We start from the raw sequence: 21,572 nt of genomic DNA on the forward strand, positions 1-21,572 counted from the left end.
GGCTGTTGCTTGCTCGGATATCTGCTCTTACGGCCGGGCACGGCTGGTATGGAAAGCTCGTATTCCCAGAAGACATTGAGATCGGTTTGGGCTAGGGCTCGTCATCATACTGTGCGGCTGCCCTCGCACTCATTTGAGCTACTGGCGCAGTTGTCTCGGGGATGCGTTCAACAAGCGGCGCATAAGTCGCCGTAGGGCCGTGGCGTCCTGGTATCCCACCTGCTCGGCGATAGATTCAACGGAGTATCTGCTGGTTTCCAGTAGCACGCGGGCCCTGTTCAGTTGCACGCGCTGGATCAAATATTGGGTTGAAAGGCCGGTTGCTTTTCGAAGGTGCCGGGACAGCGTTCGCTCAGACATGCCGACGTACGCCGCAAGGCTCGGAACGCTGGGAGGGTGGGGCAGGCAGGCTTCTATGTAAGCGGTGAGGTTGGCGACCAGTGTATTGCCCCGGGCCATGATCGCTGGGTTGATGAATGGGGATTGCAACTGTCGGCCGTCGAGTAGAAGAGCCTTGCCCACATAGTCGGCGAGCGTTGGCGACAGGCGCCTGCGCAGCAGGTGCAGCATCAGGTCAGTTTGCGCGAAGGCTGCGCCAGCGGTCGTCAAGGGTGGGTCGCAAAGCACCATGACGTTGGGGTCGACGATGCAGTCAGGCGCAATGCTCGACAGCCAAGGGGCGAGCCACCAGGAGGTCGTTACCTTTCGACCGTCCAGTAATCCTGCGGCATGCAGGAGAAAGACAGCCGAGCACGAGGCGGCAATCTCCTTGCCTTCATTCACATGTGCCCTCAGCGCTGGCAGTGTCTGCAGTACCCAGTCTTGCTCAAGACGCTGCAGCAGCGCGTCGAAGTCGCTGATGCCAAGGCCCGGAATGACCCAGCAGGAGTTGTCCTCGACGTCTGTCGTCAGTTCGTCGACCAACAGTTGCATGCCTTGCCCTAGCGTAATCAGCCCTGGCTGCGGCCCACAAACTCGCCAGCGTGGCACGGCGAGGCCTTGGCGCTGCGCAAGTGTCGCGGCGGTGCCGAGGATGTCCAGGGTGGCCGCGACGCTTGAGGCGAACGACTCGGGAAAGACTAGAACAGTGAAATCGTACATTGTCCGATTATGCCCGAAAGAAGTCGAATCGGTCACTTATGGAGGCAGGAGATAACTGGCCCAATGGCGCTTCCAGTTAACAGTGAGGTTTTGCCATGCCAAACATCTTGATCAAGGTGCCTACGGGAGCTTTCAATCAGCCACAGCGCCAACAGTTGCTTCGAAGCGTGAGCGACGTGGCAATGGTTAATGAACACATGGGCGATGCCCCTCAGCAGCGAGCTTTGTGCTGGGTGCTCATTGAGGAAATTCAGGCCGATGAATGGCTGTGCGGAGGCGTTGCTCCTCATGCCAGGGCCGTTCCATGCATTGTCATCGTCAAGGTGCCTGCCGGCGTTCTTGATGCACCGATGCGCCAGCGCTACGTGCGTGAATTGCATTGCGCAATACACTCGAGCCTGACAACGGAGGATCAGCGCCAGTTGCTGACCTCAATACAGATCCAGGATGTGGTTGATGGCACTTGGGGGGCGAACGGTGATATTTGGCATCTGGCCGACTTCACCCGTGCAGCCGGGTACGGACATCTCGCTCCCTAGGCTATAGGCCTTCCAGAAAGTGCAATGTCTGGGGGGCTTTGCAGAGTATTGACGCGTGCACAAGCATGCACATATAGTCAGTCGCATGACTGATCGAATCCTTCACCGAACCCGCGCAATTGACGCTGCCATCGAGTCTCTCGATGGCGCTTTCTTCAAAGCACTTTGCGAGCCTTCGCGTGTCGCTGTGCTCAAGCGCGTGATGCAACTGGGGCGCGCCGATATCGCCGAGATTGCCCAAGGATTGCCCCAGGAACGTTCAGTTGTTTCCCGACATCTGCAAGTGCTGTTAGAGGCAGGTATCGTCCGTGGCACCAAGGTCAGCAGGCAGATGTTCTACGAGGTGGATGGTCCGGCGGTGGTGGCACGCCTCGAAGCTATTCTTGAGCATATGAAATGCCTGACCCCGTTCTGCTGCCCGGGTGCGTCCTGATTTTTTTTGTCCTATAGCGTGCATGAGTGTGCATATATGAATGTAATGAATGAAATCATGGATGTCATTGTGATCGGCGCAGGTCAAGCAGGATTGGCGTGCGGTTGGCATTTGCAGCAGAAAAACCTCAGGTTCCTGATTTTGGATGCTGAGCGGTCTGCGGGAGGGAGTTGGCGCAACTACTACGACAGTCTGAAGCTGTTTTCTCCAGCGGCTTACTCGTCATTGCCAGGCATGCGCTTCCCGGCAGAGCCTGATCATTACCCGTTTCGTGATGAGGTCGTGCGCTATCTGGAAGACTATGCAAAGGCATTCAAATTGCCAGTTCGTCAGTACGCCCGTGTACAGCATGTACGCAGAGAGCACGGGCTGTTTCAGCTTCAAACCGACGATGGGGAACACTTTTGCTCCAAGGCGCTGATCGTCTGCACGGGTGGATTCAATAAGCCTTTCATTCCCGATATTCAAGGGCTTCAGGGTTTTCTCGGGCGCAGTTTGCACAGCGCGGAGTATCGAAATACCAATGGCTTTGGTGACCAGCGCGTGGTTGTGGTTGGCGCTGCGAACTCGGCGGTTCAAATTGCTTATGAACTGGCTCATGTAGGCAACGTCGTGCTGGCAAGCAGGGAGCCCATTCGGTTTTTTCCGCAAAAGATACTCGACGTGGATTTTCATGCGTGGCTGAAGTGGTCAGGGTTGGAAAAGACCCGTTGGTTGAGCGATCAAAGCACGCCGGTGCTCGATGACGGGATCTATCGACGAGCGCTTGAGCAAAGGCTTTTCGAGCGTAAGCCGATGTTCGAGGCGATAACACCAACCGGCGTGATCTGGTCTGATGGGCAGCACACCGAGGTTGATAGTTTGGTGTTTGCTACAGGCTTTCGCCCGAACCTGGAGTTCTTGAGCGGGTTGGAATGTCCAGGCAACGAATATTGGGCTAATCGTAACGGGCAGGCGAAGCATTTGCCCGGGCTGTATTTTGTCGGTCTACCGAAACAACGGAATTTTGCTTCAGCGACACTCAGAGGTGTCGGCCAGGATGCGGCCTACATCATGCCCAGCTTGATGCGATTTGTTCGAGATGTGGCTGTTTAGCAGGCCATTGGCCCATCCTGAGGGCGTGGATCGGAACACAGGTAATCCGCGGTAGGAGGACAGTGTTATTACCATATGCGTATATGCATTTTTCAAGATGGTTCTGAGCCGTTCTGCTGATTGAATATCCCGGGTGTCCTATAAAAAGGGTTTTTATGGGCATCTGTTCGCCAGGAGCTGGTTGTTTTTGAGTTTTTCCGATGGGAGGGGTTTATCTATTATTCGTAAAATCATATATTCGAAAAATCGTATATAAATCGAGGCATTCACAATGACCAGCAAAGCCCGCGCTCTGTTCGCTGAGAATCGATATGGCTGACCATTTGACACCAGCCACTGTTTTCAAATGCCTGGCTGATGACACTCGCGTGCGCACCATGCTGCTCATCACTCGTGAAGGAGAGCTTTGTGTTTGCGAGCTGACCTGCGCGTTGAACCAGAGTCAGCCAAAGGTCTCCAGGCACCTGGCGCAGTTGCGTACTTGCGGCCTGTTGTCTGACCGTCGGCAAGGCCAATGGGTGTATTACCGACTGCACCCGAATCTCCCCGATTGGGTTCATCAAGTGCTAACCACGACGCTGGAAAGCAACAAGCACTGGTTAAGCCCTGATGCCAAACGCCTTGATGGAATGGGTGATCGGCCTGAGCGTGCAGTCGTTTGCTGCGAAAGCCAGACTGCCTGATTACGCTGATTGGCACGCTGTAGCCTCAGGAACAATGATCATGAGTAACAGGAGCCCTCCCTCCTGTATGGCTAGTTCGACAGCCAGTCGAACGCCCACTGACAACAGAGCACAACAACATGACTATCAAAGTTGGCATCAATGGATTTGGTCGTATCGGTCGCCTCGCTCTGCGGGCTGCCTGGAATTGGCCTGAGTTCGAATTCGTGCAGATCAACGATCCGGCGGGCGATGCAGTCACCCATGCGCACCTGATCAACTTCGACTCGGTGCACGGCCGTTGGCATAACGAGGCCAGCGCAGAAGGTGATCAAGTAGTGATTGGCGACAAGCGCATCAAGGTGACCGCGAACAAAACGATTGCCGACACAGATTGGTCGGGTTGCGATCTGGTGATTGAAGCCAGCGGCAAGATGAAAACCGTCGCGGTGCTGCAGGCTTACCTGGATCAGGGGGTCAAGCGTGTGGTGGTGTGCGCTCCGGTGAAGGAAAAAGGCGCGTTAAACGTCGTCATGGGCGTCAATCAGCACCTGTTCGACCCTGCGCAGCACCGCATCGTCACTGCTGCCTCTTGCACCACCAATTGCCTGGCCCCTGTCGTTAAAGTCATCCACGAAAAGCTGGGCATTCGCCACGGGTCGATCACCACCATTCACGACCTGACCAACACCCAGAGCATTCTCGATCAGCCACACAAGGACCTGCGCCGTGCGCGGGCCTGTGGCATGAGCCTGATTCCAACCAGTACCGGTTCGGCCACCGCCATTGCCGAAATCTTCCCGGAGTTGCGTGGGCGCCTGAATGGTCACGCCGTACGTGTGCCGCTGGCCAATGCGTCGCTGACTGATTGTGTCTTTGAGGTCGAACGGGCCACTACCGTCGACGAGGTCAATCAGTTCCTCAAGGATGCTGCCGAGAATGAGCTCAAAGACATCCTTGGTTTCGAGACGCGTCCGCTGGTGTCCATCGACTACCGTACCGACCCGCGTTCATCGATCATCGATGCGCTGTCGACCATGGTCATCAACGGCACCCAGGTCAAGCTTTACGCCTGGTATGACAACGAGTGGGGCTATGCCAACCGCACGGTCGAACTGGCCAAAATGGTCGGTCTGGCAGTCTGAGGAGCGGCCATGAAAGCGTTGTCAGCCCTCGCGCCGTCCGTGCGGCAGTACCTGCTCGTGACGGGTAACTACTGGGCCTTCACCCTCACCGACGGCGCTTTGCGCATGCTGGTGGTGCTGCACTTTCACGCGTTGGGCTACAGCCCGCTGCAAATCGCGGCGTTGTTTTTGTTCTACGAGCTCTTTGGCGTGATCACCAACCTGGTGGGTGGTTACCTCGGTGCCCGGCTGGGACTTAACCGGACCATGAACATCGGTCTGGGCCTCCAGGTGGCGGCGCTGTTGATGCTGACAGTGCCGGTCGCTTGGCTGACCATCCCTTGGGTGATGGGGGCTCAGGCGCTGTCGGGGATTGCCAAAGACCTGAACAAGATGAGCGCCAAAAGCTCCATCAAACTTCTGGTCCCCGATGGGCAGCAGGGCAAGCTTTACAAATGGGTGGCGATCCTCACTGGCTCAAAGAATGCGCTCAAGGGTGTCGGCTTCTTTCTCGGCGGAGCTTTGCTGGCATGGGTCGGTTTCAAAGGCGCGTTGCTTGCCATGGCGGGTGGCCTGGCGCTGATTTGGATCAGTAGCTTGATCCTGTTGAAGAAGGACCTGGGCAAGGCCAAAGCCAAGCCCAAGTTTCGTGACATCCTGTCCAAGAGCCGGGCGATCAACATCCTTTCGGCGGCGCGGATGTTCCTGTTCGGTGCCCGCGATGTCTGGTTCGTGGTGGCTTTGCCGGTGTACCTGAGCAGCGTGTTCGGCTGGGATTTCTGGAAGGTTGGCGGCTTCCTGGCGGCCTGGGTGATCGGCTACGGCATCGTCCAGTCCTTCGCGCCCAACATCACTGGAAAGAAACGAGGTCACGTGCCGGACGGTCGAGCGGCGTTTCTGTGGGCACTTGCACTGGCGGGTCTGCCCGCGGCCATTGCGCTGGGGCTGAACACCGGGCTGTCGCAACAGGTCGTGCTGTTGGGTGGATTGATGGTTTTTGGGGCGTTGTTCGCCGTGAACTCGTCGCTGCACAGCTACCTGATCGTGTCCTACGCCAAGGAAGACGGCGTGTCGTTGGATGTGGGGTTTTACTACATGTCGAACGCCACGGGGCGCTTGATCGGCACCGTGCTCTCTGGCTGGATTTACCAGGTGTTTGGATTGGGCGCATGCCTTTGGATATCAAGCGCATTCGTGTTGCTGGCCGCCTTGATTTCCATCGCTTTACCCAGGCATGCCGAGGCGATATGAAGCCACTAGGCAGGAGGGCATGAACCTCATCGGGCTACGTGCACGTGGAGGAATTGGCAGGGCCCGCCGTCGAAATCCAGCCCTGAATATCCGCAACCGTCGGAACTTTCCCGCTGCTTACAACCTTCTCGTTGATCACCAGAGCCGGCGTGGAGAGGATGTCATAAGTCATCATCTTGCCCATGTCGGTGATCTTTTCGAATTCGGCCTGGATATTTAGATTCTGCGCGGCTTGACGGGCTGCGGCCTCCAGTTTCTTGCAGTTGGCGCATCCTGAACCGAGGATTTTGATGTTCAGCATTGGAAGCTCCTGGTTGTGAAAGTCAGCTTGCTGTTTGTTTACGCTGAAAACGGATCAACTGGAAAATCGCAGCGGTCATCGCCAGCAAGGCCGCCACGCCTGCACCCAGGGTCAGCCAGCCGGTGCCATCGACCCAGGCACCATAGAGCAGGCCTGCCACGATGCTGAACGAAGCGACTAACCCAACGTAGGCGGCGGTCTTCCTGCGACCAATCACAGCCACCACCATGAGCATGCTCTGTAAGCTAAGTTCAGGGTCTGCCATCAGATAGGCCAGGAGCGGGCCAGGATGCATACCAAGATCGAGGAACATGCGGGCGACGGGTACCTCTACCAAGGTTGGGAAGTACATGAACACGCCGAACCCTACTGCTATGGCATTGGCGGTCACTGAGTTGCTGCCTGCAACGCTTTCAATCCACTCGGGTTGAATAACCTGGCGAACCATGCCGACGATGAATACACCCACCACCAGCACCATGAATATCTGCTTGACGAAGCGCCAGGCTTCCCAGAGCCAGCCTTGCCAGTCTTCGGCTGGCAGTTTTCGGGCAAAGTACCAAACAGACAATAGGGCCAGTGCGACACCGAATACTCGACCCGTGAAGATGAAAACCAATGTGCCAGGTTCTGGCGTCAGGCGCATCGAGGCGATCAGCAAAGTACTGGCGGTCAGGCCCAGTGCAACCCATGTCCAGTTATTGGCACCTTCGGTGATGTTATCCAGACCACGCTTGGCCGTGGCGGCAATCAGCAGGAGCAGGGCGATGAGTACAGACCCTTGCAAGCTCACGCCTTCTTCTCCTTTGCTGGCGTCATATGGAACCCAGTCAAACAGGGTGTCCTGCCACGCTTGGGCCCAGAAAAGCGGGACTTTGATACTGATCAGGTCTGCGGTCAGGGGCCACAGTCTCAAGGTACCCACGATCAGCAGGGCCACCAGAGATAGGAGGATGCCCAGGGCAGGCCCGCAAATGCTGGCTTTCTCTGCGAACAGGGCATCTGCCTGTGCATCGTGGGTCAGGTCGTCTTTCCAGAACAGAGTCGCCATTATCAAGCCAATACCGATGCCGAAGATCAGGCAGAGAATCAAACGGGCAATTGCAAACTCCGCTCCCAGAATGTTGCCGGTATAGGTGAGGGCCATGATATTTCCTGCCGGGGCAAAAAATAGAAAGGTGATCGCCGGGCCGATACCCGCGCCTTTGCGGTAAACGCCCGCGAACAAAGGAACAATGGTGCATGAGCAGACGGCAATGAGTGCCCCGGCCAATGCCGCCGCTGGGTAGGAAACATAGACAGGTGCATGCCGTCCCAGCCAGTGAGTGATGCTGGCTTTAGGAATAAGTGCTGCCATGGCCCCGGCAATGAAAAACGCTGGCAATAGACAAAGTAGGACGTGGGCCGCCAAGTAGGAAGCCAGACTGCCAGCTCCACCGTTGATTAACTCAAGCAAAAGGTCCATGGCAAACCCTGGGACATGACCATTAAAAGCCAGGTTCCAAGGTATTTGCTGTGGGCCGAACGGGCTTGACGTAGATCAGTTGCATGCAGAAAAACTTTACGTAATTCGTTAGACCACTGCACGGTGCGGCCCAGCGCAAAGCCAATCATCGCCAGGAAAACCGTCGGTATCCACTTTCATCCTGCAGGCAGAGTCGACTGTCTTTTGCTTTCAACGCACCAGTGCCGAAGGGTTTTCCTGCAGCAGCACCGAGTTGTGCAGGGTCGCTAGGGCTTCCTTCAATAGGGATTGATCCTGCGCATCCTGGGACTTTTTGCTTTGCTTGGCGGCGTACTCCAGCAATACCAAGTGACTGCGGCTGGCTGAAGCTTGTTTCGGCACCACCGTCTCTTCAATCATTTTGCCCATGACGTACTGCTGTGTCCGTGTGTCCTGGCTGGCGCTTTGCGTGACGGCGGCTTTGCTCAGTCGGCCGTCCTTGTAGGCGAGGCTGGCCGAACTGCGGGCCTCGTCATGCACTTGTACGTAGAGATAGTTCTGCGAGTCGGTCGTTTTGCCTATCACGGGTGCTTTCCCGCCCTTCAGGCTCTTGTGATAACTGGCCGATAAACTCGATTGCTGGACTTGATCGACGCTGCGATTGCTCATTATGGAACCTGCAACGACAGTTTTTTGCGACAGGTTATAGGCAAAGCTATCGACTTCGGACGGGCGCATCGGGTTGGACGCGTTGTGGGTTTGTTTGATGGACGCCTCGAAGTCTGCCAGCCCAGTCAGCAGGCCTTTGTCCGTCGCGTTACGGGTCAGTGGCTGTGACGGGGTAACGCCCTGAGGATAGTGGTTGTTCATGGCGCTGAAGGCGTCCTTGAACATCTCCATCAGGGCAGCCTTGGCGCTGCCACGCTCCTGCACTCGCTCAAACTGGGCGAGGTAGCTGTTCAGTGCGTTGGCCTGTTGCTTGGCATCGCCCAGGATTGCGCTGTTCTTCAGATCCACGCTCAGCTTCAATTCGCCATCCGGACCACTCATTTGCGTGGTGCGGCTCTGGCTGTCGGCGCGGTAGGCAAGGATCAGGTCCTCACCGTCCACGCCCTTCAGCTTGGCGTTCAGATCAATGGTGGCCAATACGCTGGAGTCGAACTGCGTCAGCTTGCCCAGGTCGAGCTTGGGAGGCTCGGCGGTCAACCCGTCGACAGCGGCCTGGAAGGCACTGCCAAGAACACCAATGGCCTTGAGTTCGTCCTCGCTCAGCGGGCCCCCGTCCACCGTAGCCTGAACGCCAAGTCCATCGTCCTGGCTGGTCAGGCTGAAGGTAACTGTCTTGCCACTGGCGGTCTTGATGCTCAGGGTGATCAGGTTGTCGGCTCTATTGTGCAGCAGTGCCTGTTCGGATTTTATCTCGGCGGTGTTGTGAGCCCTGTCCGTGGTGGTATGGAGCACTGACTGGGAAATGCTCGAACCACTCTTGGCGAACTGCTCCACCAAGGCTGCGCCCAGGCCGTGGAAACGGTTGGCTATCGACAGCGATCTGGGGTTGGTCCCCATGACGCGAGTGACGGCATCCTGACTGGTCTTTTCCCAGACACGAACAATCTCCTGGCCGGGCAGTTGCCCGAGTCGGGAATAGGTCTGTGATTCGACATCGGCCACGGGGTTGCCCAGGCTGACAGTGGCCGATGGTCGAGCCGGGAGGACATCAGCACGCTCTATCACTGTTGTGGGTGATGGCGCGACGCCAGAGCGAGTCTGGATGGGAATGGCGGAGCTGATCGGGGATAGGGTAGTCATGACAGTCCGTGTCGACAGAGCAGAGTTACCCCCAATGTAGTGAATACCCCGGCCGATTGAAAGCGTGGGCGCAGAAATAAGTGGCATAGGGCCATGTGGTGCGGTTGTTCAGGTCCTTGGCACGGGCGTATGCCGAAGCGACTGGCATGGCTGGAAAGGTCATGATCCTGATATTCAGCTGCCGCATGTACCCGGTCACGAATTGGCTGGGACCGTGACGGAGGTGGGGAGGGATGTCGCTCGGTGCAAGCTTGGACGTCGATAGCAGGATAGTGCAGCGCTCTGAATCAATGCCGACGGTCTGCCCGCCCGCCTACCATTGTGCAGAAAACCAGTATCGTGCGAGCTTCACCTGGGTTCTAAGGCCTACCTGACCTTTTACGCATAGATCCTCCTGTTCCTCGACTGACCTCAAAGGATCCTTCTTTGCGCTGGGTTTCAGGCCATCTTGATAGGTTGGGCCAAACTCGGGACTGGCCTGGGAAAGGAGTCGGATCGCTTTCGCATAGTCGTCTTCGAGATCTTCGGGCAAGGTGCCGCACGCCGCTTTTGTATGCTGATAGACCTTCCCCCACATGAAACCCGATTTGTCGGGGGTGTTGAGCTCCGAATAGGAGTGGGCTGCTGCAGAGGTACAGTAAAAAGTCAGTGACATTGCAGCCATTGAAAGTTGTTTGTGCATCGTTTGTTGATCCCATCCGTGGTTGTAAAAAAACCGATTTATACATTGTGCATCTTCTTCAAGTCCACGCTCTGCGCACCCGGCATGGAGTGTGGAGCGTAAGCGCCCCCACCAGGTTGCGGTGGCTACGTTGGTGACGTGGAAGGGCAGTCTTCTACGCACTGGCATGAAGGGTGACTCGCTTTTAGCGAAAGCGTCTATGCAGCCTCTTCGCGAAGAAGCAATAAGGACATTACGTGCTACAAAAAGTGATTCTGCTGATCCTGATCGCCAGCTTGAGCGGCTGCATGGCCACCGCGATGCGGATGGATTACGACAAACACCGATGTCCCTACATCGGCCTGCGGTTTGACTGGTGGCTGGTGGGCACATCCAAAGGAAAACTGATCCCTTTTTTGCTTATCGACGCACCCTTTTCATTGGTGGTCGATACCGTATTCTTCCCCTTCGAATATCAGTACAGCTGCAACCTCTAAGCGACAGAGATTGGTACGTGTCGTGGGGCCTGTGGCTACTGCTGGCTTTTGTTTGCGATTTGGCCTGTCCGCGAACCCGGATTCAGGCATAGCGCTTTTGCACAGTAGAGGGATTTTCATGAAAGCCGTAGTTTACGAAGCCTTTTCCCAACCCCCCCGTTTGATGACCGTCGAGGACCCGACCCCTGAACGTCACGGTGTGGTTGTTCAGGTCCTTGGCACGGGGGTATGCCGAAGCGACTGGCATGGCTGGAAAGGTCATGATCCTGACATTCAGTTGCCCCATGTGCCCGGTCACGAATTGGCAGGGATCGTGGCGGAGGTGGGGACGGATGTCACCCGGTGGAAGGTTGGCGATCGCATTACCGTTCCCTTTGTCGGTGGCTGTGGGGCTTGCCCGGAATGCAATAGCGGCAACCAGCAGGTGTGCCACAGCCAGTTTCAGCCGGGCTTCACCCATTGGGGGTCTTTCGCCGAGTATGTGGGGATTCACAAGGCGGATTTGAACCTGGTCGCGCTACCGGAAAACATGGACTTCGCCACGGCGGCGAGCTTGGGTTGTCGTTTCGTTACGTCGTTCCGCGCTGTTGTCGATCAAGGCAAGGTCACGGCGGGCCAGTGGGTGGCGGTTCATGGCTGTGGCGGTGTGGGGTTGTCTGCGGTGATGATCGCCCACGCTATTGGGGCGAATGTTATCGCCATCGATATCTCCGACGATAAGCTCAAGCTTGCCCAGTCGCTCGGCGCCGTCGCGACGGTCAACGCAAGCCGGGTGGCGGATGTCACCGAGGCGGTGCTCGAGATTACGAAGGGTGGCGCTCACGTTTCGCTGGATGCCCTGGGTCATCCAACGACGTGCTTCAACTCCATCAATAATTTGAGACGGCGTGGCAGGCATATCCAGGTCGGTTTGATGCTGGCGGACCACAGCACGCCGGCAATCCCAATGAGCAAGGTCATTGCCTACGAGCTTGAGATCTGTGGCAGCCATGGCATGCAGGCTCACCGTTACGGCGCGATGATGGAGATGATCACGTCCGGCAAGCTGGCGCCTGAAAAACTGGTCGGCAAGACCATCAGCCTCGAACAATCGATTGATGCGCTCATGAACATGGACCGGTTTGACACGGCAGGGGTGACGGTCGTGACGCAGTTCTAGGCGTTCGTCACCGGCTGGCCGAGCGATTCCCGATAATGCGCTTCGTCGACTTCGGTCAAGGTTGCATAACCGTCGTAGTGATAGATTCGATGTTGGTCACGGGCGTAGCGGTCATTCAGGAATCGGAGGGTTGCCAGGTCGATCCGTTTGGCGCTCAGCGGTCGTCGGTGGCAGAACAATTTACGCGTGCCCAGTTGCAGGAAGTCGGGATGCGGCACGCGGACTTCATCAGGGTCGAATGCCACATCCAGTGGTTTGCCTTCCGAGAGAATCAGGGTAGGGCTGATGGCATAGCTGCCGAGAATGCGGGTATCCGCGGGATGTAGCCGTTTTTTCGCCTCGCCGTAGTAATACACCGCATCCCGATCCTTGGCCCAACCATGACCACAGGACTCGAACGTGGCCGCTTGCGCCTTACGAATCGGTTCCGGGCGGTGGTAAAAAATTCGGTGACAGAACACGGTCTTACCGTCAGTCAGGTAGGGGGCACCCAGTGAGCGGAAATGCTCCGCGGGCTCCTGGGAAAACCGCTCAGGTACCTCGGTTTCGGCGTTATGAAACGGGATCAGATACAAGCCCTGGGCATCGCCGCACAGGTGCGTGTCCAGCAGTTTGAAACTCGCCGCGTCCAGTCCATTGATCACACGTCCATGGAAATACACCTGGCGGCCCAGCTCGAAACCGAGACCGATGGCACGTAAGGGCAGTGTTTCTGCAGGCGTTTGCGATTCTTCAGACAGGGCCTGCAGGCGGTGCCACCAATAGTCCTTCAACTGCGGATGGGCCTCGAAGTAAGGCGCCCATGCCTCTTGCATGGCCGTATCGATGATGCCGCCAGAGCCCAGCGGGCCGTGCTTGTCACCGACCAGCGCGGGTGAGTAATGCTGGTCATTGCGATAGAGCTGGGTCACTACGAAGCTTTCTACGTCGACATCGAGGCGTTTCTGGCGCCTGTAGACGTGCTGATGATCACGGTAATAGTCGAACCCCAAGTGGCGAAAACTCGGACCATGGGCGTCACGCAAACGGGTTCCGGCGGCGTAGACGAAGGTGTCGTCCACGGCAAAATAGTCATCCTCGTGTTCGCCGGTGCTGACCACGCGGCCGCACTCATCAAACACTGGCTGCGAGCATTTGAGCAGGTGGAAATCGCCAACGTAGCGAATGCTCTTGCCAGTCAGGTAATAGGCGCGGTGTCGGTCTTTGGCGTAGCGTTCGTTAAGTACGGTGAAGCTCGCCAGGTCGGCATTGTCGATGCGGTAGAAGTATTCATAGGAAATGCTCGAGCCTTGCTGCGCTTGCACGATGATCGACTGCCCATCGGTGCCCCAGCGACGGGCGAGCATCTGGAAGTCGTCCGGGTTTGCGATCGTCAGCGGCATGCCGTCCTTCTGGTGCAGGGGCTTGAAGCCCTTGTAGACCTGACCGTCGATCACTCGATAGAAAGGGTGGTTGCAATACCGCACCCGCGCTGTGGCATTGGCGATAAATAGCCCTTGCAGAAAGAGATGCACACCATCGCTGAACAGGGCAGACGCTGAAGTCACCGAGGCCGGCGACGCTGCCAGCAGGGCCAGGCTGTCGTGCCGTGCCTCGGGGATTTGGGTGATCGCGTAGTCGCCGAACCAATAGGCGCCGGTTGCGTCACGCCAATACTGGTAGCCAAGGCTTTCCAGGCCGTTGTCGAAGCGAAACGGCAGGGCCTGAAGCGCGTGGTAGCCGTGGCGCTCCCGGTAGGATGGAAGCAGGTAGTAGTCGCGCAGCGCGTCGCGCAAGACCCAGGGGTTGCGTCGATGTCGCCAAACCGGCTGACCGGCAAACAAGGGCGAGGGCGGATAATGCCCCGCGCTGGCAGATTGTGCTATCGCGCCGGGGTATGCACCTTTGGGGTTGAGCATGATGTACACATCAGGTACTTGCCCGTCGCCCAGCAGCACACCGTCGACGAAGGCGAAACCTTGATGCCATTCAAGCTGCAGCGGCTCCCAGTCAGCAATAGCCGTCTCTATGTCTGTCATAGTATTGAGACCTGAACGTTTGTCATTGCTAGCCAAGGACTACAGTTTTTCCGCGAGCTCGACACTGGAGAGGTCGGGCCAAGAGTGTAAACTTCGGCAAGTTTTTCCCAAAGCAGACGAAGTCATGAGTACCCTGAACATCTCTCTGACGGACGCTCTCAAATCCTTCGTGGATGTTCAGGTTAGCCTGCGAGGCTACAGCACCCGTAGCGAATATGTGCGAGAGCTCATTGACAAGGATCAGAATCGACAGCACCTGCGCGGTCTGGTATTGGCTGGGGTGGAGTCGGCTCCCACTGTTCCAGTCAATAGCGACTACTTTGAATGCCTATGGGCCAAAGTACGGTGAGGATGAGGTCCGCGAACCTCCAGAGCCGCTGAGCCTGTAGCAGCCATGTAGGCGCTGACGAGTGCAACGAGGCTGCGATCGTTCCCCAGACACTTGGGGGCCAAGCGAAAGATCAAAAGATCGCAGGCTTCGCCAGCTCCAGAACCAAGCCACTGGCCGCCGCCACGCTCAAAAAACTAACTTGAACAGCGCAATTACCACGATCAGGCCAATCAGGAAAATGATACCTACGGTACCGCCAAGGAATTTCAACATAAAAACGCTCTCATCGGATGGGCTTAATCGTCTAGACCGCTACCGATAACGCGCGTTTCGTTGAATATTCAGTCGCGATGATCAATGGACCGCAAAGGACCTTGGCACCGGCACATGCTCGAATTTGGAAATGGTCTTGATCCAGTAACGGCGATAGTCCGTCTGATCCGGCGCCAGCGGTTTGTGGCTGGACCATGGATGTTTCTCCTTCAGGCTGGCGCGGTACGCTTCCCATTCTTTCTGTTCGGCCACTTCCCGGGCTTTGCTCCGGTCATCGAACCAGCCCAGAACGTAAGCTTCGCCCTGATCCGTGCCGTGCGCTATCAGCAAATAAATCTCTGTCATGACTGACCCACCGTTTTATCCTGCGCCCCGGCCGCGGGGGCTTATCCTGGGTATCGGCCGATATTGTCCGTTTTTTAGATGTATGGGTGAGCTGCGTTTATTGCGGATCTGGGCGATGAGGCGCCCCCCGGTTTACGACTGACCCACCCGCTTAGAACGTCTGCCCCAAGGAAAATTGGAACACTTGTGTATCAGCGTTATCCGGCATTCGGACCGCAAAGGCGACATTGGCGCTCATCGGTGGCCTTTATGCGGTCAAGGCGAAAGGTTAGGTGCGGCGACTTTCCCTACCGCCCAGTCGTCATCAGATCAGAGCCATCCTTGGCTCTCCCAGGCACTAGCGCCTAGAACTTGAAGCGCCCCACCAAGCCCTTGAGCTGCCCGGAAATATCGGTCAAGCGCCCCGAGCCGGTCTGCGCCGAGTGGGCGAATTCCTCGACCAACTGCGCATCGGCATGGATCTGCGCGATGTGCCGGTTGATGTCTTCGGCCACCTGGTGTTGTTCCTCTGCTGCTGTGGCGATCTGGGTGTTCTGGTCGCGAATCGAGTCCACCGAGTTGCGGATCTTGTCGAAGCTGTCACGGGCCTGCTGGATGCGCTCGACGCTGGTGTGCGACACCTGCAGGCTGCTTTGCATCTGTTGGGTGACTTCCTGGGTGCGCCGTGCGAGGTTGCCCAGCAGGCTGTCGATCTCACCGGTGGAGTCGGCGGTACGCCGTGCCAACGCCCGGACCTCATCGGCTACCACGGCGAACCCGCGACCTTGATCGCCGGCCCGTGCCGCTTCGATGGCGGCGTTCAGAGCCAGCAGGTTGGTCTGTTCGGCGATCGAGCGAATGGTGTCGAGGATGGTGTTGATGTTCTTGCTGTCCTGTTCCAGCGCCTGCATGGTCTGGGTCGATTGTTGCAGGTCTTCGCTCAGTTTCAGCACGCTGCCCGTGGCTTCGCCGATGTGATGCTGACCATTGTGTACATCGCGATAACCTTCGTCCGCACTGGAGGCGGCCTGGCTGCAAGAACGGGCCACTTCGTTGGCGGTGGCGACCATTTCGTTGAACGCGGTGCTCACCAGCTCCACGGCCTGGCGCTGGCGCCCGGCTGCGTCGTTCATGTTCTGGGCCACGTGGCTGGTATCGGCTGCGGCAGTTTGCAGGTCGGAGGAGGCGCTGCCGATACGCTGCATCAGTTGCGCGATCATGCCCAGGAACTGGTTGAACCAGCCCGCCAGGGTGGCTGTTTCGTCCTTGCCTTGCACGATGAGTTTGCGGGTGAGGTCGCCTTCACCTTCGGCGATTTCCTGCAGGCCGTTGGCAACACCGCGAATCGGTCGCACGATCACACTGGCGAAACTGGCGCCGACCAAAGCGAACACCGCAGCCAGCGCGGCAGCAATGGCGGCGATCAGCCAAGTCAGGCTCGAAGCCTTGGCCATCACCTCATCGCGTTTGATCAGGCCGATGAAGCGCCAGCCCAACCCTTTGGAACTGACCACGTTGGCCATGTAGGGCACACCGTCGATCTCGATCTGGGTCACGCCATCGCTGCTTTTTGCCAGCTCGGCATAGTTGGGGCCCAGGTCGGCCAGCGGCTTGAAGTTGTGCTTGGCATCGGCGGCGTCCACCAGGACGTTGCCGTTGGCTTCGACCAGCATCAGGTAGCCGCTTTCGCCCAGCTTGATGTTCTTGACCAGTTCGGTCAGTTGCTTGAGCGATACGTCCAGGCCAACCACGCCCACCAGTTTGCCGGCGGCGTCTGAAACCGTGTGCACGATGCCGATCAAGGACACATCATCCGGCGCCCAATAATAGGCATCTGTCCGTACAGTAGTGCCCGGCGCGGCGACGGCGGCCTTGTACCATGGACGCACCCGTGGGTCGTAGTTGGATATCTTGGGGTCGTCAGGCCAACTGGCATAACCACCGTCGGCCAGGCCCAGGGAAAGATAGGCGGTGGTCGGGTGGCTCTTGGCGAATCTGTCGAAGATCTCCAAAAGCTGTTTATTGTTCTCAGGGAGAGGGATTTGTGCGGCGTCGGCACCCGAGTAGTTTTTCAAGTCCTTGGCGGCGACGATCCGTGGATCCTTGGCGATGAATTCGACGTTCTGGCTGATCCCATCGAAAAACTGCTTCATGCCGTTGTCGATCTGGCGGATTTCACGGCCGCTGCTGTCCAGGAAGTTGGCCTTCGCGGCGTCGCGCAGGTTCATTACGACAAGCACCGCCACCAGGATAACCGGGAGGCAGGCGATGGTCGCGAACGCCCATGTCAGCTTTTGTTTGATATTCATGACTTCTCCCGCGGAATATTTTAAGTGTTGGAGCGGCGGAAACAGCAGTGTTTGGCGTTGCGAGTCTCTTAAAGGGAAAAGCGCCCATGCCTACTGCCAGTGTATCGACCAAAGTCATAGGCACTTGAGGCGTTCCCTTTTGGCGCGGGCCGATCAGTAGGGGGCGCAGGCGCGATTGCAGCCGGCTTGACTTGCCTGGAAGATAGCGTGGTCTGCTCTGCGCCTTCGCCCTGCGGCTCAAGGCGCCCACGTGCAGCACATCCTCATCGTCTTTAATGTATTCACGAGGCCCTATGCCAAGCGCATTCGAGAGCGTACTCAAAAACAAGAACATGGCTTATCGACCGCTCGGATCAGCGTCAGCCAGCCAGACGCCGATCCGCGTCGCGTTTATATTGATGGACAATTTCTCGATGATGTCCTTCACCGGTGCGGTGGACGCGCTGGTGACCGCCAATCTGATGAACGACATGCCCCTCTACGAGGTGCTGACGGTGGGGGTTTCAGGAGGGCAAGTGACGAGCGACCTGGGCATTGTCATCTCGACCGACATCGAACTGGCGCAGATGCCGGAAAACCAGGACGTGCTGATCGTCGCCGGGGGCTTTCGCGTGAAGTTGCAAGGTCATCCCTTGCTGCGCCGCAAGCTGCGCGCCCATGCGGCGTCCGGGGCGATCCTGGGCGGGTTGTGGAACGGTGCCTTCTTCGTGGCCGATGCCAATCTGCTGGACGGTTTCGAATGCGCTGTTCATCCGGAAAGCCGTGCCATGATGGTGGAGGTGTTTCCCCATGTGAAGGTATCCAGCCGGGCCTATGTCGTTGATCGGGAGCGGGTCAGTTGCGCGGGCGCCAACAGTTCGCTGCGCATGATGCTCCAGTTGATTCGCCAGACGGGCGGGGCGGCGCTGGTGGGCGCCATCGAGGAAATTCTTCGCTGTGATGAGTCAGGCGATGATGCGACGGACTTGCCTCCGGTTTTCGTCGAGACCGACCCGACGCTGCCGGAAAGCCTCAAGTTGGCGTTGGAACTGATGTGGCAAAACGTAGAAGAGCCGTTGACCATCGATGAGCTGGCAGCGTGCGTCAAGATTTCCAAGCGGCAGTTGGAGCGACGGTTCTGCAGTTTTCTCGGTGCGACCCCCACACGCTATTACCTGGAACTGCGCTTGACGCGTGCCCGCCAGCTCATCCAGCAAACCAATCGATCCGTGACCGAAATCGCCGTGGCGACAGGCTTCGTCAGCTCCCCGCACTTCCAGCGTCGTTTCCGGGATTTTTTTGGTGTGCCACCGGGTAGCTACCGCTCGAAATCGGAGCGCAAACAAACCGTGCGATGAAGACGCTGGCAGATCAGAGATGAGTTTTTAGCGTGGGGAAAGGGCGTTGCCGCGCTGTAGCGCCAGAGCTGTGTGGGAGCAGGCGCTCCTGCACAGCTCCCGCGCTACGGAGATAAATCAGGTGTTATCGCCTGCTTGTGTTTCGGTGGGCAGGTCTTCAGTTTGCTTCGCTGCTTGCGAAGCGGTCATGGTTGTTGTGTCCTTGCAGAGCACTTTTCCAACTTCGTCGGCTATCGAGCCGTCGACGATTCGTCCTTCCATCTGGTCGAACTGAGCTTTTTCCACCCCTGAAAGGCTGTTGTACATCCCCATGTGCCGAACATTGCGGGTGGCACAGTCGAGTTCGAACTTTGTGTAGTTGGTGAAGTAAGCGCCCGATCTTTGTACGGTGGCCTGGATGGCTGAACCACTGTCGACAAACGAAACGATGGAGTACACGGCATCCGAATCATCGTAGAGGTAAGTGATGTTCTGGACGTCCGCAGTTGCACTGCACGCAATGGAGAGTAAAGCGAGGGACATAGCGGTTTTCATGCTTTCTTCCGTGAATAAGCAAGTCAGGAGAATCAATGGCAAAGTGGAATCATTTTGCCTTGGCGCACGCATTGGGTCAATTCGCGCAGGATAGCATCCAACGACCATTGGTCGGAGTCGAGGTTCTTCCGGGAACTTTATAGATCGACCAAGCTTGTGGCAACAGACGAACGCATTTGAGGCGCTCCAGTGGCCTTCTCCCAATGCGCGGCTCTCCATTAGCAAAGCCTGGATTTTTCAAGTTGCCCGACTTTTTTTAGATGTTTTTCGCCTGAAATACGTCATTGATCATGGATTCAGGACTTTCGAGTTTTTTTCACTTATTGCGGGAGATAAACATTGTGGGCGCATGCTCGCTCCCACAATGGTTCTCGGTGGCTTCATGGCATCTGTGGCAGTTCCTGTGGCCGCAGATCGAACACCAGCACCTCGGCATCCTGACCGTTACTGAAGGTCAGGACCTGCTCCTCGCGCACCCGCACGCCATCACCTTCCAGTAACGGTATGCCGTTGAGCTCGACAGCGCCTCGTGCCACGTGCACGTAGGCATAGCGATCCGGCACCAGGGTCAGGGTGGCGCTTTGCTCGCCATCGAACAACCCGGCGTAGACCCGCGCATCCTGGCGCACCAGGAGCGAGCCGTCGGCACCGTCGGTGGAGATGATCAATTGCAGGCGACCGCGTTTCTGCTCGCTGCTGAAATGCTCCTGTTGGTAGCGTGGCGTGGCACCGCTGACGTTGGGCACGATCCAGATCTGCAGGAAGTGCACCCGTTCGTCCGCGCTATGGTTGAACTCGCTGTGGGCCACGCCGCTGCCGGCGCTCATCAATTGCACGTCACCCGGGCGAATGACCGAGCCTGTGCCCAGGGTGTCCTTGTGCTCCAGCGCCCCTTCGAGCACATAGGAAAAGATTTCCATGTCCCGGTGGGGATGTTGACCGAAACCCTTGGCGGCGGCGACCCGGTCATCGTTGATGACCAGCAGGTCGGAGAAGCCCTGTTCGTTGAGGTCACGGTAGCTGGCGAACGAGAAGGTGTGGAACGAGGTCAGCCAGCCGTGACGGGCAATGCCGCGATCCGAAGCTTTGCGAAGGGTCAGCATGATCAATTCTCCTGATGTCTGTGGGCGACGACTGGGCCGTTCGCCGGGTTCAGAAGAAGGTTAATGGTTATCCAGATGTTCAATAAGTAGGTTAAAAATGAAAGACTGTCCGCTTTGGGTGGACAATCGATAATGCCTACCGGCTGAAGCTTCGCTTCGACATAATGCTGAGGCTTTGAGGCTCTATAACCTGTGGGAGCGAGCCTGCAACATAGAATCTCCCACATGGGACATCTACACGTTCTGGATTTTTTGGCGTATCCCCGATGAAAACCGTTGCAATGGTGCTGTACCCGGATTTTTTGCTGCTCGACATGGCCGGGCCTCTGGAGGTGTTTTCCATCGCCAATCGTTACCTCGCAGCGGATCAGCGTTATCAACTGCTGACCCTGGGCACCGAGCGCGGGGCGTTACGAGCCTCCAACGGCGTGACGGTGCAGGCCGATATCCATATCGACCAGGCATGGGCGGCTTATGACGTGTTGTTGGTACCGGGCGGGCCGGGGGCCTATAACGACCAGCATCCGGGGCTGCACACTTGGCTGCGGGCCGCGGCGCAACGGGCTACGCGCTACGGCTCCATCTGCACCGGGGCTTTTGTGCTCGGTGAGGCGGGCTTGCTCGACGGTTATCGCGTCACCACCCACTGGCATTACACCGAACGGCTGATACAACGTTTCCCCAAGGCCCTGGTGGAAACCGACAAGATCTTCCTGCAGGACCGGCGCCTGATCACCTCCGGCGGCGTCACCGCCGGGATCGACATGGCCTTGTCCATCGTCGCTCAGGACCACGGTCGCAAGGTCGCGTTGGACGTGGCGAAGGTGTTGCTGGTGGTGATGAAACGCCAGGGCGGACAGGCGCAATTCAGCCCCTCGGTGGCGGCGGTGGCGACACAGGAGTCGGCCATTACCCGCGTGCAGAATCATGTGATGGAACATCTGGAAGAACCCTTCACCATCGAGCGCATGGCCGCGTTGGCCGCCATGAGCTCGCGGCATTTCGCCCGGGTCTTTGCCCGTGAAGTGAAGATGACGCCCATGGAGTTCCTCCAAGGTGCGCGCATCGACCGGGCGCGTCAGTTGCTGGAAACCACCGACCTGCCGCTCAAGACCGTGGCGTTTCGCAGTGGCTTCGGCAGTGTGCGGCACATGCGCTTTTTGTTCAGTGAAAAACTCGGCCTGACCCCGGTGCAGTATCGCCAGCAGTTCAGTTGAGCCATCGATGTCCGTCCAGGGCACCGTGATGTCCGTGACGCTCCCTGTGC

The 21,572-nt window shown here is 57.6% G+C and carries 22 protein-coding genes and 2 pseudogenes; 12 read left to right on the top strand and 12 right to left on the bottom strand.

The window, feature by feature from the left end; genetic code table 11:
- Positions 1–138 precede the first annotated feature (138 nt).
- Positions 139–1,101: a GlxA family transcriptional regulator gene (locus AACY31_RS05305; RefSeq protein ID WP_339481831.1), complete on the bottom strand. Its 963-nt coding sequence runs from the start codon at positions 1,099–1,101 to the stop codon at positions 139–141.
- Positions 1,102–1,196: 95 nt separating this feature from the next.
- Here AACY31_RS05305 and AACY31_RS05310 point away from each other — a divergent pair, with 95 nt between their 5' ends.
- From AACY31_RS05310 to arsJ, 6 genes are all read left to right on the top strand, one after another.
- The gene (locus tag AACY31_RS05310; RefSeq protein WP_339481830.1) at positions 1,197–1,640 is read left to right on the top strand and encodes a tautomerase family protein; all 444 of its coding nucleotides are present in this window, start codon (positions 1,197–1,199) and stop codon (positions 1,638–1,640) included.
- An 85-nt stretch (positions 1,641–1,725) separates the two neighbouring features.
- Complete coding sequence (locus AACY31_RS05315) at positions 1,726–2,073, top strand: ArsR/SmtB family transcription factor (protein ID WP_339481829.1); 348 nt, start codon at positions 1,726–1,728, stop codon at positions 2,071–2,073.
- A gap of 36 nt (positions 2,074–2,109) precedes the next feature.
- The gene (locus tag AACY31_RS05320) at positions 2,110–3,168 is read left to right on the top strand and encodes a flavin-containing monooxygenase (RefSeq protein ID WP_339481828.1); all 1,059 of its coding nucleotides are present in this window, start codon (positions 2,110–2,112) and stop codon (positions 3,166–3,168) included.
- A 311-nt stretch (positions 3,169–3,479) separates the two neighbouring features.
- Positions 3,480–3,851, top strand: coding sequence for a metalloregulator ArsR/SmtB family transcription factor (locus AACY31_RS05325; RefSeq protein WP_339481827.1), 372 nt, complete (start codon positions 3,480–3,482; stop codon positions 3,849–3,851).
- Positions 3,852–3,970: 119 nt separating this feature from the next.
- A complete protein-coding gene (locus tag AACY31_RS05330) occupies positions 3,971–4,975 on the top strand; it encodes an ArsJ-associated glyceraldehyde-3-phosphate dehydrogenase (RefSeq protein WP_339481826.1) in 1,005 nt (334 codons plus the stop codon).
- A gap of 9 nt (positions 4,976–4,984) precedes the next feature.
- Positions 4,985–6,205: an organoarsenical effux MFS transporter ArsJ gene (gene arsJ, locus AACY31_RS05335; protein ID WP_339481825.1), complete on the top strand. Its 1,221-nt coding sequence runs from the start codon at positions 4,985–4,987 to the stop codon at positions 6,203–6,205.
- A gap of 34 nt (positions 6,206–6,239) precedes the next feature.
- Here arsJ and AACY31_RS05340 read toward each other — a convergent pair whose 3' ends face one another.
- The 3 genes from AACY31_RS05340 to AACY31_RS05350 all read right to left on the bottom strand — a co-directional run bounded on the left by AACY31_RS05340 (position 6,240) and on the right by AACY31_RS05350 (position 9,621).
- Positions 6,240–6,506: a thioredoxin family protein gene (locus tag AACY31_RS05340; RefSeq protein WP_339481824.1), complete on the bottom strand. Its 267-nt coding sequence runs from the start codon at positions 6,504–6,506 to the stop codon at positions 6,240–6,242.
- A 22-nt stretch (positions 6,507–6,528) separates the two neighbouring features.
- Positions 6,529–7,971 carry a permease gene (locus AACY31_RS05345; protein ID WP_339481823.1) on the bottom strand — a complete coding sequence of 481 codons (1,443 nt, stop codon included), beginning with the start codon at positions 7,969–7,971 and terminating at the stop codon, positions 6,529–6,531.
- Positions 7,972–8,181: 210 nt separating this feature from the next.
- The gene (locus AACY31_RS05350; protein WP_339504173.1) at positions 8,182–9,621 is read right to left on the bottom strand and encodes a lactate dehydrogenase; all 1,440 of its coding nucleotides are present in this window, start codon (positions 9,619–9,621) and stop codon (positions 8,182–8,184) included.
- A gap of 235 nt (positions 9,622–9,856) precedes the next feature.
- Between AACY31_RS05350 and AACY31_RS05355 the strand changes: the two are divergent.
- A pseudogene (locus AACY31_RS05355) lies at positions 9,857–10,021 on the top strand (alcohol dehydrogenase catalytic domain-containing protein); the annotation flags it as partial.
- Between the two features lie 51 nt (positions 10,022–10,072).
- Here AACY31_RS05355 and AACY31_RS05360 read toward each other — a convergent pair.
- Positions 10,073–10,441, bottom strand: a complete 369-nt coding sequence (locus AACY31_RS05360) for a hypothetical protein (protein WP_339492787.1) — start codon at positions 10,439–10,441, stop codon at positions 10,073–10,075.
- Between the two features lie 236 nt (positions 10,442–10,677).
- Between AACY31_RS05360 and AACY31_RS05365 the strand changes: the two genes are divergently transcribed.
- On the top strand, positions 10,678–10,917 hold the full coding sequence (locus tag AACY31_RS05365) for a YceK/YidQ family lipoprotein (protein ID WP_003203548.1): 240 nt from the start codon (positions 10,678–10,680) through the stop codon (positions 10,915–10,917).
- Positions 10,918–11,035: 118 nt separating this feature from the next.
- Positions 11,036–12,076, top strand: coding sequence for a zinc-dependent alcohol dehydrogenase family protein (locus AACY31_RS05370; RefSeq protein ID WP_339481821.1), 1,041 nt, complete (start codon positions 11,036–11,038; stop codon positions 12,074–12,076).
- On the opposite strand, the gene AACY31_RS05375 is transcribed toward AACY31_RS05370, so the two are convergent.
- Entirely contained in the window at positions 12,073–14,094 is a 2,022-nt protein-coding gene (locus AACY31_RS05375; protein ID WP_339504064.1) for a DKNYY domain-containing protein, read from the bottom strand. The two genes, AACY31_RS05370 and AACY31_RS05375, sit on opposite strands and share 4 nt — an antisense overlap.
- Positions 14,095–14,218: 124 nt before the next feature.
- On the opposite strand from AACY31_RS05375, the gene AACY31_RS05380 reads away from it, so the two are divergent.
- A complete protein-coding gene (locus tag AACY31_RS05380; protein ID WP_339481819.1) occupies positions 14,219–14,443 on the top strand; it encodes a ribbon-helix-helix domain-containing protein in 225 nt (74 codons plus the stop codon).
- Positions 14,444–14,611: 168 nt separating this feature from the next.
- On the opposite strand, the gene AACY31_RS28845 is transcribed toward AACY31_RS05380, so the two are convergent.
- From AACY31_RS28845 to AACY31_RS28855, 4 genes and pseudogenes are all read right to left on the bottom strand, one after another.
- Positions 14,612–14,698 carry a hypothetical protein gene (locus tag AACY31_RS28845; RefSeq protein WP_442963079.1) on the bottom strand — a complete coding sequence of 29 codons (87 nt, stop codon included), beginning with the start codon at positions 14,696–14,698 and terminating at the stop codon, positions 14,612–14,614.
- Positions 14,699–14,779: 81 nt separating this feature from the next.
- On the bottom strand, positions 14,780–15,043 hold the full coding sequence (locus AACY31_RS05385) for a hypothetical protein (RefSeq protein WP_003203536.1): 264 nt from the start codon (positions 15,041–15,043) through the stop codon (positions 14,780–14,782).
- 344 nt (positions 15,044–15,387) lie between these two features.
- Positions 15,388–16,242, bottom strand: coding sequence for a methyl-accepting chemotaxis protein (locus tag AACY31_RS28850; protein WP_445261525.1), 855 nt, complete (start codon positions 16,240–16,242; stop codon positions 15,388–15,390).
- Positions 16,243–16,248: 6 nt separating this feature from the next.
- Positions 16,249–17,331 (bottom strand): annotated as a pseudogene (locus AACY31_RS28855) (HAMP domain-containing protein); the annotation flags it as partial.
- Positions 17,332–17,624: 293 nt separating this feature from the next.
- On the opposite strand from AACY31_RS28855, the gene AACY31_RS05395 reads away from it, so the two are divergent.
- Entirely contained in the window at positions 17,625–18,668 is a 1,044-nt protein-coding gene (locus AACY31_RS05395) for a GlxA family transcriptional regulator (protein ID WP_339481817.1), read from the top strand.
- A gap of 117 nt (positions 18,669–18,785) precedes the next feature.
- Here the strand turns inward: AACY31_RS05395 and AACY31_RS05400 are convergent, their stop codons facing one another.
- Together AACY31_RS05400 and AACY31_RS05405 are read right to left on the bottom strand one after the other, a co-directional pair.
- A complete protein-coding gene (locus AACY31_RS05400; RefSeq protein WP_339481816.1) occupies positions 18,786–19,202 on the bottom strand; it encodes a hypothetical protein in 417 nt (138 codons plus the stop codon).
- 380 nt (positions 19,203–19,582) lie between these two features.
- Positions 19,583–20,305, bottom strand: coding sequence for a pirin family protein (locus AACY31_RS05405; RefSeq protein ID WP_339504066.1), 723 nt, complete (start codon positions 20,303–20,305; stop codon positions 19,583–19,585).
- A gap of 266 nt (positions 20,306–20,571) precedes the next feature.
- Here AACY31_RS05405 and AACY31_RS05410 point away from each other — a divergent pair, with 266 nt between their 5' ends.
- Positions 20,572–21,522 carry a GlxA family transcriptional regulator gene (locus tag AACY31_RS05410; protein WP_339481814.1) on the top strand — a complete coding sequence of 317 codons (951 nt, stop codon included), beginning with the start codon at positions 20,572–20,574 and terminating at the stop codon, positions 21,520–21,522.
- Positions 21,523–21,572: the final 50 nt, after the last annotated feature.

This window comes from Pseudomonas sp. RL_105y_Pfl2_101, from assembly GCF_963970585.1.
GTDB lineage: Bacteria > Pseudomonadota > Gammaproteobacteria > Pseudomonadales > Pseudomonadaceae > Aquipseudomonas.